We start from the raw sequence: 15,899 nt of genomic DNA, 5'->3' as shown, positions 1-15,899 counted from the left end.
GCAACGCACCTCGTCGCAGCTGTCGAGACAATTCGGCGATCACTCCCAATGCACCGCGATCGCTCAAGATCAACCGACTTCGAGCGATCGGCGATGATGCCGGGCAATCCACATCAATGACGCAGTGCGCAAACGCAGCATCCGGCTTCAGGCCGGCTCACACGGGCGATGAGCGTCGAGGCCGTAGAGCTGCGGGTCGTAGCCGTCGGGCAGTTCCCCCAGCGCCAGCGTCGCCGCCCACTTGCTGAAGATCGGCGCGAACTTGAATCCGTGGCCGGAGAGCCCGGCGACGATGGTCAGTCTGCCGTCATCTGACGAGTCGATGATCGGCACACGGTCGCTCGCGTAGGCATCATGGTGCATGCTGACCCGAACCGGCTCGGGGTTGAGATCTGGCAGAAACCACGAAGCCGTCTGGGCAATGCGCTCGAGGGTCGGCAGATCGACCTCGGTAGGGGCGTCTGCGAGACGCTCGGAGTTTCCCCAGAGATCGCCCGCGCTGGCCTTGATGCTGAACCCGTCGAGCGTCGGCACGCCGAAGAGATGCGAGCTGCCCCGATCACGCAGAAAGACGGGAAATCGATCAGGGGTGAACTGATCGATGTGGTGCGGGGCGAACCAGGTGAGCGAAAGCGGCGTCACCCGCAGAAGTCCGGCGAGCTGAGGAAGCAGCTCTGCGGCCCGGCTGCCAGCGCAGACCACCACGCGATCGGCGACGATCTCACCCTCTGCGGTGATCACGGCCATGGCATCCCCACGATGCTCGATGGCGGTTGCCGGCGACCGCACCACGATCTCTGCCCCGTTCGCCGAGGCGATCTCCAAGCCGCTCAGCACGGTCAGCTCTGGGCGAAGACCGCCCCCGAGCAGGTCGAGAAAGCCGACGTCTTCTGCATCGAGGTCGTGCTGCGGGTAGCGCCGATGCAGCTCGGCGTGGTCGAGAGCCTCGTGAGGCAGGTCGAAGCGCTGTGCTTCGGATGCCGTGGTCTCGATGGCCGCAGAACCGCTGGGGCCGATCGAGAGCACGCCCGTCTCGAGCAGCAGTCTGCGCCCGACCTGCGCGCCGAGACGCTTCCAGAGTCGCCGCGCCTCGAGCAGAGCGGGCACGTAGCGCTCGCCTTCGTGCACCGCTGTGCGGAACACCCTCGACTCTCCGGTGAAGGCACCATGGCTGTGCACTGGGCCGAACCGTTCGACTCCGACGACCTTGCGCCCGGGAACGCCGCTCAACTCGGCCAGGGTCAGCGCCCCGATGGTTCCCAGGCCGACTACGACGACATCTGCACGCATCTGTCTTCGCCTCTCAATCTGTCTCAGTATCTCGGTCTTTCTCAGTCGCTCTGCCCCGCAGAGCCGTCACTCGGCCTGGTAGACGCTGACACCGTCGACGAACGTCTCGATGACCTCGACCGTCGACAGGTCTGGAGTCTCGCGAAGGTTCTGCCGCAGCAGCACGAGGTCTGCGGCCAGCCCCGGTCGCAGCGCCCCACGGTCATCGAGTCGGTTCACCCAAGCGGCACCGGTCAGGTAGGCGTCCAATGCCGCGCTGAACTCGATTCCCTCCTGCCGTTCGAGCGGATGCGTCAGCGCCTGACCTCCGATCGCGTGCACGTCGGCCGTCGGCGCGGTGCGCAGCATCCCCGTGTGCACGGCCCAGAGCGGGTTGGGGTCAGAGACCGGCCAGTCGCTGCCGGCGGCGAGGCGCGCGCCGGCTCGTCGCAGAGAGGCGAACGGAAACTGCATCGCCTCACGTGCGACGCCGAGCTGCGGCAGCTTGCGCTCGATCATCTCTTTGTCACGACGGGCCCAGAGCATCTGCACGTTGGCGGTGACGTCGAGTTCGGCGAAACGCTGCAGATCGGCTGGGTGCACGACATCGAGATGGGCGATCTGATGCCGCCGTCCCGCTCCCCCGCCAGAACGACGAACCGCTTCGACCGCGTCCAGACACTCGCGCACGGCTCGATCTCCGCAGGCGTGATAGTGGATGTCGAAGCCGAGTCGATCGAGCCGCTGCGAGATCTCGCGAAGCTCCGCAGCAGGTATGAACGAGTCGCCGCTGATCGGCTCAGTACTGTCGGCGTAGGGGGCGAGCATGGCCGCCGTGTGGTTCTCGACCATGCCGTCCTGCATGATCTTGACGGTCGACGCGCTGAGCAGGGGCTCGTCGCGCGCCTGTTCACGCCGTCTGACGAAGTCGTCGATCTGTTCCAGGCCTCGTGTTCGATCCCACCAGAGCGCCAGTGAGACGTGGCTGTGCAGCGCCCCTTCACGGGCCAGCTGCAGGTAGGCCTCGAACGGGTCGGGCCCCAGCTCGCTGACGCCGACCATGGCATCCGCCCACGCGGTCACGCCGACGGAGTTGAGCCGATGCTGCGCGGCGAGCAGCGCGGCCTTCACCCCGTCGATCGACTTGGCCGGCCGCAGGGCCGCAGCGAGATCCATCGCGGCATCGAGCAGCGTGCCCGTAGGGCGACCAGATGCGTCTCGAACGATTCGACCGCCGCGAGGGTCGGGCGTCGCCTCGGTGATTCCGGCCTCCTGCAGTGCGCGCGAGTTGCACCACATGCTGTGACCGTCGTGGCCGTTCACGATGACCGGTCGATCGTTGATCGCCTCGTCCAGAACGGCGGCGCCGGGCATGCCTCCCGGAAAGAGATCCCCATACCAGCCGTACCCCACGACGACCTCGTCCTGAGGATGCTGTTCTGCGTATTCCTGCAGCAGCCGCTGATAGTCTGTGACGTCGTGCACCGGCGCCAGATCGACGCCGAGAAGGCCGCTGCCACCGTGCTCGGGGTGCACATGCGCATCTTGGAGGCCGGGCAGCAGGCTTCCGCCGCGAGCGTCGATCACCCGCCCCTCCTGCGGTGTGCCCGAGACGTCGGAGGCATCGGCTGAAACCGAGGTGATGAGCCCGTCGCTCACGCCGACGCACCCTCTGCTCCAGCGTCCCTGCCCGAGGTAGAGATTCGCGTCGACGATCGTGAATGTGCGGTCGGTCTGCATGAGGTTCCTCTCGCTGTGAGCCGCTGATCAACGGCTGGAGTCAACCGTTCACTCACTCATTGAGCCGAATGCCGGTCGATCATTGCAAATCATCCGGGCAAGGGGAGTGAATACAAAAATCAGATATGTCATTCCTGTAAACCGTGGCGACGCTGATCCGGCTCTGCGCACGCACCACGTTGCCACCGTGTTACGCATTCATTTCTTCGTTATTACGAATGGGCTATATCAGTTATTTTGATGTTTTGGGCAATGGAAGCGCATTTGCTTGCACCCCGCCACACGTCGAATCTTGAGTCATGAAACGCACGGCAGAAGCTCGATTCCGTGCGACGAACGATCGAAGGAGCCCCTTGTTCACCATCACATCACGCCCTTCTCGGCGACGCGCCCTGGCCGCCACGGCCCTCATCACCGCTCTGTCTGCGAGCGCCCTCGTCGGCTGCAGCTCTGCGAACTCCAGCAGCTCTGACAGCGCCACCGACACCATCTCGATCGCGACGCAGCCGTGGCTCGGCTATGGGCCGTGGTACATCGCGCAGGACAAGGGCTATTTCACAGATCAGGGCGTCAACGCCAAGATCACCAGCTTCGACGACGACTCGCAGATGACCGCCGCGCTCGGTTCAGGCCAGGTCGATGTCGCGAACGCGGCCTCGCACTCTGCCCTGCAGTGGCTCGAGAACGGCCAGGACGGCTACATCGGTCTGCTGCTCGACACGTCGCTCACCGCAGATGCAGTGCTCGCATCAGATGGCATCTCGTCGATCGCCGACCTGAAGGGCAAGAAGGTCGCCTATGAAGAGGGCTCGGTCAGCAACCTGCTGCTCGACCACGCGCTGACCGAGAACGGCATGTCGATCAACGACGTCGAATCGGTGCCGATGGCCCCGTCAGACGCCGCCGTCGCGCTCTCTTCGGGCCGCGTGGATGCCGCGGTCACCTATGAGCCCTACATCACCGATTCGCTGGCTCAGAACTCGTCGATCAAGAAGCTCTACACCGCCGACAAGAAAGAGGGGCTGATCTCAGACGTGCTGTTCATCTCGAAGAAGGCCCTCGACGAGAAGCCGGAAGCGGTGCGCAAGACGATCGCAGCCTGGGGCCCCGCAGTCGACTTCTACAACTCGAACCCCGACGAGGCGCAGCAGATCATCGCCACCAACGTCGGTTCGTCGGCCGAAGATCTGAAGACCGCCTTCGCCGGCGTGAAGTTCTTCTCGCTCGACGACAACAAGACCGAGCTCGGCGGCAACTACCTCGAGAACGTGCTGCCCAGCGTGCAGGAGTCGGCCATCAGCGCCGGCATTCTGACGAAGAAGACCGACCTCTCGAAAGTCGTCGACACGCAGTTCGTGAAGTGAGACCGGCTCAGGCGAGACGGGTGAGATCGAAGAGAGAGGGCACACAGCCATGACATCGGTTGCACAGAGCAGCGGCAACAGTACCGCAGACAGCCGCAGAGCCACACGACGGTTCAATAGCGTTCTGCCGACGCCGATCGGACGAGTGAAGTACATCGGCATCGCCATCAGCTCGTTCGTCGTCGTGCTCGTCATCTGGTCGATCATCACCGGTCTCGGCCTGGTCAAAGAGATGTTCCTGCCCTCGCCGCTGGCCGTTCTCGACGTGCTCGTCAAGACGACTGAGAACGGCCAGTTGTGGGGCGACATGTCGGTGAGCATCTACCGCGTCATGATCGGCTATCTGCTCGCCAGCGTGGTCGCTCTGCCTCTGGGCATCCTGGCCGGATCAGACCCTCGCTTCGAGGCGGCCATCGAGCCCTTCGTCGACTTCATCCGGTACATGCCCGTCGTCGCCTTCGTGCCGCTGACCATTCTCTGGGTCGGCACAGACGACACGCAGAAGTTTCTGATCATCTGGCTCGGCACATTCTTCCAAGAAGTGCTGATGGTGGCCGATGCGGTGCGTCAGGTACCGCGCGCATATCAGAATCTGGGCGCCACGCTCGGCATGTCTCGATTCCAGATTCTGATTCGCATCGTGCTTCCCTCGGCCATGCCGCGCATCTGGGACACACTGCGCATCTGCCTCGGCTGGGCCTGGACGTGGCTCGTCGTCGCCGAGCTGGTGGCGGCCACCAGCGGCATGGGGTATCGCATCACGCAGGCCCAGCGGTTCCTCGCAACCGACACGATCATCGCCTACGTCATCGTGCTCGGCGTGCTCGGTCTGGTCTTCGACCAGATCATGCGCGGCGTCGGGCGCCGCATGTTCCGCTACCTGAAAGGACGCTCATGAACGCCACCATCCAGTCAACCGCCGAGCAGACCGATGTGGTCGTGCGCGTCGGCCAGGTCACCAAGCGCTTCGGCGACGTCACAGCCCTGCACGACGTGACGCTCAACCTGCACCGCAACGAGTTCGTGTCGATCGTCGGGCAGTCGGGATGCGGCAAGTCGACGCTGCTCTCGATCATCGCGGGCCTCGAACCGGCGACTGAGGGCGACGTGGCCGTCGGCGGCAGCGAGATCTCCGGCCCCGGCCGTGATCGCGGCGTCGTCTTTCAGAGCGCGACGCTGCTGCCGTGGCTGACGGTCTTCGACAACGTCATGTTCGCGCTGCGCGGAGAGCAGGGTCTGTCGAAGGCCGAGGCGAAGCAGATCACGCAGGAGCATCTGCACCTCGTCGGTCTCGACGGCTTCGAAGACAAGTTTCCCAACCAGCTCTCCGGCGGCATGCAGCAGCGCGTCGCCCTCGCTCGTTCGCTCTCGTACCGCCCCAAGGTGCTGCTCATGGACGAACCGTTCGGGGCACTCGACGCGCTCACCCGACGCAGCATGCAGGAGCTGCTCACCAGGGTCTGGGAGCAGCACAAGCTGACGGTCATGCTCATCACGCACGACATCGAAGAGGCCGTCTTCACCTCTGACCGCGTCGTCATCATGAGTTCGCGCCCCGGCACCATCAAGCGCGAAGTGCCGATCGATCTGCCGCGGCCACGCGACAAAGAGGTGATCGTCAGCGACCGGTTCCGCGCCCTCTACGCCGACATTCTGAGCGAGTTCGAATGAGCACCCGGGTCGACTCCTCGGCCACCGCCGCGGCACTCGCCTTTCGGTATCTGGACGAGCCAGCGCTGGTGCGCTGCGGTGCCAGAGACATGGCCGCCTGCATGTCGACGCTCGACGAGATGTTCCGTCTGCTGGCAGAGGGAGACTATGTCATGGCGGGCGAGCTCGGCGAGTCGCACGGGCTCGAGATGGGCTTTCCCGACAGCAGCCCCTTCGCGGGCATGCCGCTGAACGGCCCAGACCGGCGCTTCGCCGCGATGCCCGCATATCTCGGCGGCCGCTTCGACATGCTCGGGCTCAAGTGGTACGCCTCGAACGTCGACAACCGCAGCAGAGGGCTTCCTCGCTCGATTCACATGATCGCCCTGCACGACAAAGACACGGGCGCGCCGCTGTGCATCATGTCGGGCAATCTGATCAGCGCCTACCGCACGGCCGGTGTGCTCGGCGTCGGAGCACGGGTGCTCGCCCGCGAGGATGCCCGGGTGCTCGCCGTGATCGGCCCAGGCGCCATCAACATCGCCGCGTGCGAGGCCTACCTGGTCGCGCGACCCGGCATCGAGCGCATCCTCATCGTTGGACGCTCACAGGCCGGCATCGACCACTTCGCACAGGCCCTGTCAGATCGCATCAGCCCGCTTCCCGAGATCGTGGTCGTCTCGTCTGTCGCCGAGGCGCTGGCCGACGCAGACATCGTGAGCGTGGCGATCTCGAGCGATGCGCCGCCGGCCATCAGCACCTCCCAGCTCAAACCGGGAGCCCTCGTCTGCCTGCCGGCCGACGTCAGCCTGGATGATGCCGCCTGGGAGCACACGACCATCGTCGACAGCACGAGGCTCTACGAGCAGTGGATGCTCGAGGTCGCCCCGCCTCGCGAGTCGATTCGTGGGCTGTTCGGCGTGCAGCTGGCCGAGCGATACCAGGCCGATGCGACATCCGCCACGCCCGTCGCGCTCGCCGACGTCTTCTCGGGTCGCCACAGCGGGCGTCGCAGCGACGACGAGATCATCTTCTTCGGCACCGGAGGGCTGCCCGTCGAAGACGTCGCGTGGGCCACAGAGCTGTATCGGCGAGCCGCAGAGAGCGACCTCGGTGTGCGACTGCCGATCTGGGAGGCCCCGGAGCTGCGCTGAGCTGCACTGCACTGCACTGCGCACGAGGCCGGACACACGATGCGGACGAGCACGGTGAAGGCCCTGCAGGCGCTGTCGAGCGGCCCGCAGGCGAAAACAGAAGAAAGAGGAGATCACTCATGTCACATCTGCCAGAGAACTACTGCATCGTGGGCGGCGGCCCCGCCGGCCTCGTCACCGCACGCGCGTTCAAGCGCTACGGCATCGACACCGAGATCATCGAGCGGCACACGAGACCGGGCGGCATCTGGAACAAGGATCAGCCCGGCTCGCCGCTGTACTCCTCGTGCAACTTCATCTCGAGCCGCGACTTCGGCGGTTTCATCGGCTATCCGATGCCCGCCGACTACCCGATGTATCCGCGCTGGGATCAGATCCGCGACTACGTTCAGGCGTTCGCGCGCGACTTCGGGCTCGCCGATCATGCGCGCTTCGGCGTCAGCGTGACGCGGGCGTGGCCGGTGGGCACCGGCCGAGACCGCTTCTGGAAGGTGCAGACCAGCGACGGCGAGATCAGATCGTATCGTGGCGTCGTGGTGGCCTCTGGCGGCCAGTGGGTTCCCGTTCTGCCAGACATCCCCGGCCTCTCCAGCTTCACCGGCACCATCATGCACTCTTCGGCATATGAGGGGCCGCACCAGTTCGCCGGCCGTGACGTGCTCGTCGTGGGCGCCGGAAACTCCGGAGTCGACATCGTCGCCGATGCCGCATTCCATGGCCGCACGGCCTACCTGTCGACTCGACGAGGATACTGGTATCTGCCGAAGTATCTGTTTGGGCTGCCGGTTCCCGACCTGATGGCCGGCAACATCCCGCCGCAGACCTCGGGGCCGCTCGCCGGCAAGACCCCTGAGCAGATCGAGCAGATGATCGTCGACTCCGTCGGCGACTTGACCACCTACGGCCTGCCACACCCAGACCATCAGCTGGGCACCACGCACACGATCGTGAACGGGCAGGTCATCCACTGCCTCGCGCACGGCATGCTGAGCCATCGGCCCGACGTCGCAGAGGTCAGAGAACGCTCGGTGGTGTTCTGCGACGGCCGTGAAGAGACCGTCGACACAATCGTTCTCGCCACCGGCTATCGCGTGTCACTGCCCTGGCTGGCTGACGAGCTCGTGTCGTACTCGCACGGGCACCCCGACACGCACTTGGGAACCTTCTCTCCGACGCAGGCCGGTCTGTACTTCGCCGGGGCCATCCACTTCGGGGGCAGCACCTTTCCGACGTTCGACCGGATGGCCCAGCTCGCCGCAGCCGACGCCCACGCCCAGTTGACCGGCGAGAATGCCGAGAACATGGCGGCCATCCGAAACGACTACCGCCCCGATCTCACCGGCGGATTCCCCTTCCTCAGTGTCGAGCGCAACGCCAATCAGGTGCATCTGCCCGCGCTCGAGCAGGCGTTCACCACCATCTCTGAGAAGTACCAGGTGCCCATCCCCGCAGTTCGCGACGCCGACTTCTACCAGGCGGTGCAGTCGCCCGAATCGCTGGGGCTGCGGCACTCGGTCGACCGCGAACCCGCTGCAGCCTCACGGTAGTCCGACAAGAGGAGCGTGGTGCCGACCAGACGTCCAGCGCACTGGCTGGCACCACGTGCACCCCCGCCAGGCAGAGCGGCAAGCCCCTGGCATCGTTCACAGCGTTCAGGGTTCTACGCCTCAGCCTCGTCTGCTTCGCTCAGCGCAGCTCAGCGCAGCTCAGCGCAGCTCGGCCTCCAGGTCGGCATCCAGGTCAGCCGCAACCAGGTCGACCGCGCGCTCGGCGAGCATCATGATCGTGATCACGGGGTTGATCGAGGTGATGGTGGGAAACGCCGAGGCGTCAGCCACGCGCAGCCCCTGCACCCCGCGCACGCGCAGCTCGGCGTCGAGCACGCTCGCAGGGTCGTCAGCGGCGCCGATGCGGCAGGTGCCGCAGGGGTGGTAGACCGTCTGGTGCACGGCGCGCTCGGCGGCCGAGATCTCTTCATCTGTCTGCACGTGCTCGCCCGGGAACACCTCGCGCACGACTTCGTCGGCGAACGGATGCTCGGCGGCGAGCCTGCGTGCGTTGCGCACGCCGAGCACGAGCGCGGCCTCATCGTGCTGCTCGGGATCTGTGAAGTAACCGTAGTCGATCTGCAGTTCGTCGTCTGGATCGTTCGAGTCGATCCAGACTCGACCGCGACTGTGCGGCCGTGACACGTTCGGGGCGACGCCCGCGATGTGCTCGGGCAGCGGCACGCCGGCGCGCACCAGCTGTTCGACCCAGGGCACCTGCGGCACGTGCGTGGCGACGACGGGCACCGGGTCGAGATCCGACATCTCCGGGTCGTCGGCGTGCTCATCGCCGAACAGATACCCGGCGTCCCAGCCGGTGGCCGACTGCGGCTCGACCGGGCCGGTCACCTCCCAGACCACGATGCCCTCGGCGTGATCCTGCAGGTTGCCGCCGACTCCGGGCAGCGAGACCCGCACGGGCACTCCGGCAGCATCCAGCACCTCAGGGTCGCCGATGCCCGAGAGCATGAGCAGTTTCGGCGTCTCATAGGCGCCGGCGCACAGCACGACCTCGCGAGACGCCTGGATCTCTCTGGGCTCGCGGCCGGCATCTGCACCGGCTGCATCGTCTGCGGCGACGACAGCGCCGACGACGGTGTCGCCGTCGAGCACCAGCCGCAGCGCGCGATGCCCGGTCAGCACCGTGAGATTGCCGCGCAGCTCGGCGCGGGTCAGAAGGTCGCGGTAGGCGTTCGATCCGCTCGATCGCTGGTTGGTCTCGGGCACGTAGCCGATCTCGAAGAAGCCCGCACCGGGCCGGTAGTCATGGTCGTTCCACTCGGTGACCCGCTCGATGCCGAGCGCCGTGCTCGCCGTGTCGACCATGCGCGCGAGGCGCGGGTTCTGGTCGTACTCGGGAATCACCGAGATACGGGTGCGCAGCCGGCCGGCATAGGGCAGAAACGCGTCGGGCCCCCAGCCATCGGCGCCGCGCCGCTCCCATTCCTGCAGGTCGCCGCGAAACGGCACCCACGAGATCATGGTGTTCGCCGTGCTGCACCCGCCCAGAATGTGCAGTCGCGTGTGATCGATGTTGCTGTTGCCTCGCACCTGCGGCACGCTCTGGTGCTGCACGGCGTATTCGCTCTCGACCATCTCTTCCCAGCGCCGAATTGACTGAGCGCGCGGCTCGCGGGCGTCATCGGGGCCCCATTCCACGAGGGTGACGTGCGGATGCTCCGGCAGATCCGCCAGTCGGCCCGCGACGATGCATCCCGCTGTGCCTCCGCCGATCACCAGGTAGTCGGTGTGCTCCATAGCTGTCTCCTTGGGCTGCGTTCAGTCTTCGGCCGCGAACCAGGTCGTCTTCAGCGCCGTGAACTTGTCGAGGGCGTGCAGCGACAGATCTCGGCCGAAGCCCGACTGCCGCACACCACCGAACGGCACCATGACATCCAGTGCGTCGACGGTGTTGACCGAGACGGTGCCGGCGCTGAGCCGACGACTCACCCGGCGTGCGCGGTGGATGCTGTCGGTCCACACCGACGCGGCCAGACCGTACTCGCTCGCGTTCGCCACCTCGATCGCCTGCTGCTCGGTGTCGAACGGCATCACGGCCAGCACGGGGCCGAAGATCTCTTCGACGGCGATGGTGGCGTCGGGTGCGACGTCGGTGAAGACCGTGGGCTCGAGAAAGCTGCCCTCGGCGCAGTCTCCGTTGAGACCGTTCGGCCTGCCGCCGCCCGTGGCCAAGGTCGCCTCCTCTGCGCCGATGCTCACATGTCGGCCGACGCGCTGCAGCTGCTGTGTCGAGACCAGCGGCCCCATCTCGGTGCGCTCGTCGAGCGGATCGCCGACGCGCAGCGCACGTGCGTGCGCCACGACCCCCTCGACCACCCGGTCGTAGATCGACCGCTGCACCAGCAGTCGGGAGTTCGCCGAGCACACCTGACCGCTCAACGCGAATATGCCTTGCGCGGCATGTTCGATCGCGCGGTCAAGATCGGCCACGTCGTCGAAGATGATGTTGGCGCTTTTGCCGCCGCACTCCAGCCAGACCTGCTTCATGTTCGACTGACCGGCGTATTCCAGGAACATGCGGCCGACCGCCGTCGACCCGGTGAAGGTCAGGCTGTCGACGTCGGGGTGGCGCCCCAGGGCCTGCCCGGCCTCGGCGCCGAATCCGGGCACGACATTGAGCACACCGTCGGGCAGCCCGGCCTCGGTCGCGAGCTCGGCGAGCCGCAGCGCCGACAGCGGAGTCTCCTCCGCCGGTTTGAGCACGACGCTGTTGCCTGCCGCGAGCGCCGGGGCGAGCTTCCACGCCGCCATCTCAAGCGGGTAGTTCCAGGGAATCACCGCGCCGACGACGCCGAGCGGCTCCCGCGTCACGATCGCGAGGTCGTCTCCCCCGGTCGGTGCGACCTCGCCATAGACTTTGTCGAGCGCCTCGGCATACCACCGGAAGATGGCTGCGGTGCCCGGCACGTCTTCGGTCGTGGTCTGCGCGATCAGCTTGCCGCCGTCGAGGCTCTCGAGCAGGGCCAACTCGGCCGCATGCGTCTCGATGAGATCGGCCAGCGCGAGCAGGGTCTCGCGGCGTGCGCGCGGGGTCAGGTCGCTCCAGCATCCCGAGGCGAAGGCGCGGCGCGCGGATGCGACGGCGTCGTCGACCTCGTGCTGGCCGCCGCGAGCGACCCGGGCGATGACGGCTCCCGTCGCCGGGTCGCTCGTCTCGAAGGTGCGGCCGTCGTGCGCGGGCAGGAAGCGCCCGTCGATGTAGACCTGCGTGCGCGGCCGCAGCTGCGCGGCCCGCTGCCGCCAGGTGAGAGTGGTGTCGGTGTCGCTCGCGGTCATCTCGGTGCGCCTTTCTCAGTGCTTCGTCGTGCTCTTCGTCGTCAAGTCTGCGGGGTTGACGTCGGTCCCTGCTGTGTGGTCATTCGCGCCACCGCCCGCACCGCACTCGTCTGCGACGGTCAGCGCCATGAGCAGCGCCCCGTCGATGACGGCGCGTGCCCCGGCCGGGGTCATCGTGGCGTCGGCGAAGGCCGCCTGGTGGTTCACAGCGGGCAGCGATTCGATGCCCAAGTACGGGTGAATCGCTCGAATGCGGCGCGAGACGTTGCCCATGTCGGTCGAGGCGGTGTTCATTCCGCCCGGCCGCCGCTCGTGCACGTCCATGTCTCGGCCCTGGGCCGCGGCCCAAGCCACGAATCGTTCGAGCAGCCCCGGGTCGTTGCGAAACTCGCTGTAGCGCGGGCTGGTCTCTTCCGACGAGAACTCGCATCCGGTGGCGAGCGCACCGGCCTCGAAGCAGCGCATGACCTTCTCGAAGACGCCGTCGAGCTGTTCGAGTGTCTGCGCGCGCACGTACCAGTGCCCGGCCGCCGAGGCGGGAATCGCGTTCGGCGCGGTGCCGGCCTCCGAGACCACGCCGTGCACGCGCACGCCGGCGGGCAGCTGCTGCCGCAGCATCCCGATGGCGACCTGCGCGATGACCATCGCGTCGCTGGCGTTCACGCCGGCTTCGGGGTAAGCCGACGCATGCGATCCGACACCGGTGTAGCGCACGTCGAGATGGGCGACGGCGAGCGGGCGGGCCCAGGCGGAATCCGCCGGCCCGGGGTGCACCATCATCGCGAAGTCGAGGTGGTCGAAGACGCCGGCATCGAGCATGAGGATCTTGCCTCCGCCGCCCTCTTCGGCCGGGGTGCCGATCGCCTCGACGGTGATGCCCAGCTCGTCGGCGACGGATGCGAGCGCGAGCGCCGCCCCCAGCCCCGCGGCCGCGATGATGTTGTGCCCGCAGGCGTGCCCGAGCCCGGGCAGTGCATCGTATTCCAGCACGATGCCCACATGCCGCGGCCCGGTGCCGGCGACGCCGACGAAGGCGGTGGGCAGGTCTGCCACGCCGCGAGTGACGACGAAGCCGCCCTGCTCGAGGCGTTCGCTCAGCAGCTCGGCAGAGCGATGCTCCTGCCACTTCACCTCGGGGTGCGCGAAGAGGGCGTCTCGCACGCCGATGAGGTCGGGCTCGAGCGCCTCGACCGCCGCTCGGATGCGCTCTTCTGCCGCGGTCGCCTGGGTGCTCATTCGTCGCCCGGCACGCCGTAGCTCGGCGCCGCATCAGGGTGCAGCGCCCGCAGGGCGTATTGGTCGCGCTGCGGCAGCCAGAGCGTCAGCAGGCGCTGCAGCTCGGTGAGCGGAGCATCCGCATCGTCGACGCGCAGGTCGGTGAGCCGCCAGGGGCGATCATCGATCACGGAGAGCCCCGCAGAGCGCACCGGTCCGGCCTCGCCGCCCAGCGCGAGCCCGGCGGTGATGCCGTCGAGCAGGCGCTGCTCGAACTCGTCGGCGGTGCTCGCCAGAAAGCCGTCGACCATGGCCTGGGGCACACCGGGGTCGGCGAGCATATTGCCTGCGGCGACGGCTCCGGGCCCCTGTGCGAAGGCGTGCACGCCGAGTGTGCCCTCGCCGTTGAACACCGCCGAACGCCCCTGAGCGTCGAGCACGGTGACCTGGCGATACTCGATGTGCTCATCGGCATCGCGCAGCCCGGCGATGACCTCGTCGGGGGCCAGACCTTTTTCGAGCAGGTCGAGGGCGAGCGAGCCGAGACCGGGATTGGTGACGTTCTGCGACGAGACCGCGCCGACCCCGGCGCGCAGATTCACGCAGCGCGCGGCGACGGCCGGGCTCGACGAGCTGACCACGAGGCCGAACCGGCCGGTGCGTGGGTCTCGGGCGGCAAGCGAGAAGGTCATCAGGCGCCCTGCCCTGCTGCGGATGCTACGGATGCTCCGGCCTGCGCCGCGGGCGCCTGGCCGGTCACCGGGTCGCTGACGACGGCCGTGGCGTCGATCTCGACGAGCCACTCCGGGCGGGCGAGCGCACTGATGACGAGACCGGTCGAGACGGGAAAGACCCCCTTGAGCCAGCGGCCGACCACGCGGTAGACCTCCTCGCGATAGCGGATGTCGACCAGGTAGATGGTCACCTTGACGACGTCTTCGAGGCGGCTGCCCGCCTCGTCGAGCAGCATCGCGATGTTCGACATGGCCTTCTCGGCCTGCGCCTCGGCGTCACCGACGCCGACGTTCTCACGGGTGTCGAGATCCTGCCCGATCTGCCCGCGCAGGTAGACGACGCCGCCGGCGACGACCGCCTGGCACAGATCGTTGTCGAGGTGCTGCTCGGGGTAGGTGTCTTTGGTGTTGAACGGCCGGATGCGGGTGTGCGTGCTCACCGTGCGCTCACTTTCTCGAGATGTTCGGCTGGTGTAGATGGGTCGGCGCTGGATGCAGCGGCGCTGGACGCGGGCTCAGCAGGTGACGTGCCCGCCTCGGGCGAGGCGCTCTCGGACTGCTCGTCGTGTGAACGGTATTCGAGGTAGTTGTGCTGGATGACGATCTGGTCGGCGACGTACTTCGCATCGTGCCAGACGCCCCAGATGAAGCTCGAACCGCGGCTCGACTGCCAGGGCAGGCCGAGAAAGTACACTCCCGGCTCGTTCGAGACGCCGCGCTGCTGCAGCGGGCGGCCCAGTTCGTCGAAGGTGTCTGCGTGCAGCCAGCCGTAGTCGAGTCTGAAGCCGGTCGCCCAGACGATCGAGGTGACCCCTGCCGCTTCGAGGTCGAGCTCCGACAGTGGGTTCGTCACACACTCGGGCAGCGGGCCGAGCAGGCGCGCCTCCGGTTCTTCGGGCAGGTCGAGCCCGTTGCGCTCGATGTACTCGTCTGCCGCGTCGAGCACCGAGAGGTAGTTGGCGTCGCCCTTGGCGATGTTCGTCGCGAGGTCGGCGTTGAAATGCATCGACGAACCGTCGAACGACGACGTGCGCCCGACCAGGGTGATGCCGCTGGCCGCCAGGTCGCGAAAGTCGACGGTGTGACCGCCCTTGGCGCCGCTGACGACGATCGTGACGTGGTCTGCGCCTTCGGGCGGGGTGGCCTTTCCCCAGAGCCCCAGCACGCCGAGCCACCAGACGTTGTCCCGGTCGCGGTACCGGCGCGGAGGCCGGTCGTGCGGGCCGACCGAGAGATAGACCTGCCGCCCGCTGTGCTGCAGCTCGTCGGCGATCTGCACGCCTGACGCGCCTGCCCCGACGACGAGCACATTGCCCTCGGGCAGCTGCTCGGGGTTGCGGTACTGGCTGCTGTGAATCTGGGTCACCGCGGCGTCGCCCGGAATGATCGGGGGAATCGCCGGCTGCTGGAAGGCGCCGGTCGCGGCCACGACGGCACGTGCGACGATGCTTCCGCGCGTCGAGCCGTCGGTGTACTCGGCGACGAAGCCGGGCTGCCCGTCGCGCTTGGTCACCGAGGTGACTTCGACGCCGCAGCGCACCGGTGCGTCGATCTCGCGAGCGTAGTCTTCGAAGTACTGTGCCACACGCTCTTTCGGCACGAAGTCGTCAGGGTCGGCGTCGGCGAACGTGAGACCGGGGAATCGGTCGTGCCAGACGGGGCCGTTCGTGACCAGGGAGTCCCAGCGCTCGGAGCGCCAGCGCTCCGCGATGCGGCCGCGCTCCAGCACGATATGCGGCACGCCGCGAGCGCTGAGGTGCTCGCTCATCGCCACCCCTGCCTGGCCGCCTCCGACGACGAGGACTTCAGTCTCTTCTTGCTTGGGCATCCCGATCTCCATTCCAATGGGCTCGCTGGTGCCCCAAATGTAGGTATCGGCTCTGACTCAGAGCAAGTAACTGCAACTGGTGCTCTGTATCAAAATAGGTG

General features: G+C 67.0%; 13 protein-coding genes. 5 read left to right on the top strand and 8 right to left on the bottom strand.

The window, feature by feature from the left end; translation table 11 throughout:
* Positions 1-147 precede the first annotated feature (147 nt).
* On the bottom strand, positions 148-1,290 hold the full coding sequence (gene solA, locus LRX77_RS04260; RefSeq protein WP_231831694.1) for an N-methyl-L-tryptophan oxidase: 1,143 nt from the start codon (positions 1,288-1,290) through the stop codon (positions 148-150).
* Between the two features lie 66 nt (positions 1,291-1,356).
* Positions 1,357-3,009: an amidohydrolase gene (locus LRX77_RS04255; RefSeq protein WP_231831693.1), complete on the bottom strand. Its 1,653-nt coding sequence runs from the start codon at positions 3,007-3,009 to the stop codon at positions 1,357-1,359.
* Between the two features lie 353 nt (positions 3,010-3,362).
* Between LRX77_RS04255 and LRX77_RS04250 the strand changes: the two genes are divergently transcribed.
* The 5 genes from LRX77_RS04250 to LRX77_RS04230 all read left to right on the top strand — a co-directional run bounded on the left by LRX77_RS04250 (position 3,363) and on the right by LRX77_RS04230 (position 8,724).
* Positions 3,363-4,373: an aliphatic sulfonate ABC transporter substrate-binding protein gene (locus tag LRX77_RS04250; RefSeq protein ID WP_231831692.1), complete on the top strand. Its 1,011-nt coding sequence runs from the start codon at positions 3,363-3,365 to the stop codon at positions 4,371-4,373.
* Between the two features lie 49 nt (positions 4,374-4,422).
* Positions 4,423-5,271, top strand: coding sequence for an ABC transporter permease (locus LRX77_RS04245; RefSeq protein WP_231831691.1), 849 nt, complete (start codon positions 4,423-4,425; stop codon positions 5,269-5,271).
* Positions 5,268-6,044 carry an ABC transporter ATP-binding protein gene (locus LRX77_RS04240; RefSeq protein ID WP_231831690.1) on the top strand — a complete coding sequence of 259 codons (777 nt, stop codon included), beginning with the start codon at positions 5,268-5,270 and terminating at the stop codon, positions 6,042-6,044. Before LRX77_RS04245 ends, LRX77_RS04240 begins: the two co-directional genes overlap by 4 nt.
* Complete coding sequence (locus LRX77_RS04235) at positions 6,041-7,177, top strand: tyramine oxidase subunit B (RefSeq protein WP_231831688.1); 1,137 nt, start codon at positions 6,041-6,043, stop codon at positions 7,175-7,177. Before LRX77_RS04240 ends, LRX77_RS04235 begins: the two co-directional genes overlap by 4 nt.
* Positions 7,178-7,296: 119 nt before the next feature.
* The gene (locus LRX77_RS04230) at positions 7,297-8,724 is read left to right on the top strand and encodes a flavin-containing monooxygenase (RefSeq protein ID WP_231831686.1); all 1,428 of its coding nucleotides are present in this window, start codon (positions 7,297-7,299) and stop codon (positions 8,722-8,724) included.
* 159 nt (positions 8,725-8,883) lie between these two features.
* On the opposite strand, the gene LRX77_RS04225 is transcribed toward LRX77_RS04230, so the two are convergent.
* The 6 genes from LRX77_RS04225 to LRX77_RS04200 are packed head-to-tail and all read right to left on the bottom strand — an operon-like array spanning position 8,884 to position 15,798.
* The gene (locus tag LRX77_RS04225) at positions 8,884-10,482 is read right to left on the bottom strand and encodes a GMC family oxidoreductase (protein WP_231831684.1); all 1,599 of its coding nucleotides are present in this window, start codon (positions 10,480-10,482) and stop codon (positions 8,884-8,886) included.
* 21 nt (positions 10,483-10,503) lie between these two features.
* The gene (locus tag LRX77_RS04220) at positions 10,504-12,021 is read right to left on the bottom strand and encodes an aldehyde dehydrogenase (protein WP_231831682.1); all 1,518 of its coding nucleotides are present in this window, start codon (positions 12,019-12,021) and stop codon (positions 10,504-10,506) included.
* Between the two features lie 15 nt (positions 12,022-12,036).
* Positions 12,037-13,257, bottom strand: a complete 1,221-nt coding sequence (locus LRX77_RS04215) for an amidohydrolase (protein WP_231831674.1) — start codon at positions 13,255-13,257, stop codon at positions 12,037-12,039.
* Complete coding sequence (locus LRX77_RS04210; RefSeq protein WP_231831673.1) at positions 13,254-13,928, bottom strand: DUF1028 domain-containing protein; 675 nt, start codon at positions 13,926-13,928, stop codon at positions 13,254-13,256. Before LRX77_RS04210 ends, LRX77_RS04215 begins: the two co-directional genes overlap by 4 nt.
* Positions 13,928-14,410 carry a RidA family protein gene (locus LRX77_RS04205; RefSeq protein ID WP_231831672.1) on the bottom strand — a complete coding sequence of 161 codons (483 nt, stop codon included), beginning with the start codon at positions 14,408-14,410 and terminating at the stop codon, positions 13,928-13,930. Before LRX77_RS04205 ends, LRX77_RS04210 begins: the two co-directional genes overlap by 1 nt.
* Complete coding sequence (locus LRX77_RS04200) at positions 14,407-15,798, bottom strand: flavin-containing monooxygenase (protein ID WP_231831671.1); 1,392 nt, start codon at positions 15,796-15,798, stop codon at positions 14,407-14,409. Before LRX77_RS04200 ends, LRX77_RS04205 begins: the two co-directional genes overlap by 4 nt.
* Positions 15,799-15,899: the final 101 nt, after the last annotated feature.

This window comes from Pseudoclavibacter sp. 13-3 (assembly GCF_021168475.1).
Lineage (GTDB): Bacteria > Actinomycetota > Actinomycetes > Actinomycetales > Microbacteriaceae > Pseudoclavibacter_A.
This window is presented reverse-complemented; position numbering and strand designations above follow the sequence as displayed.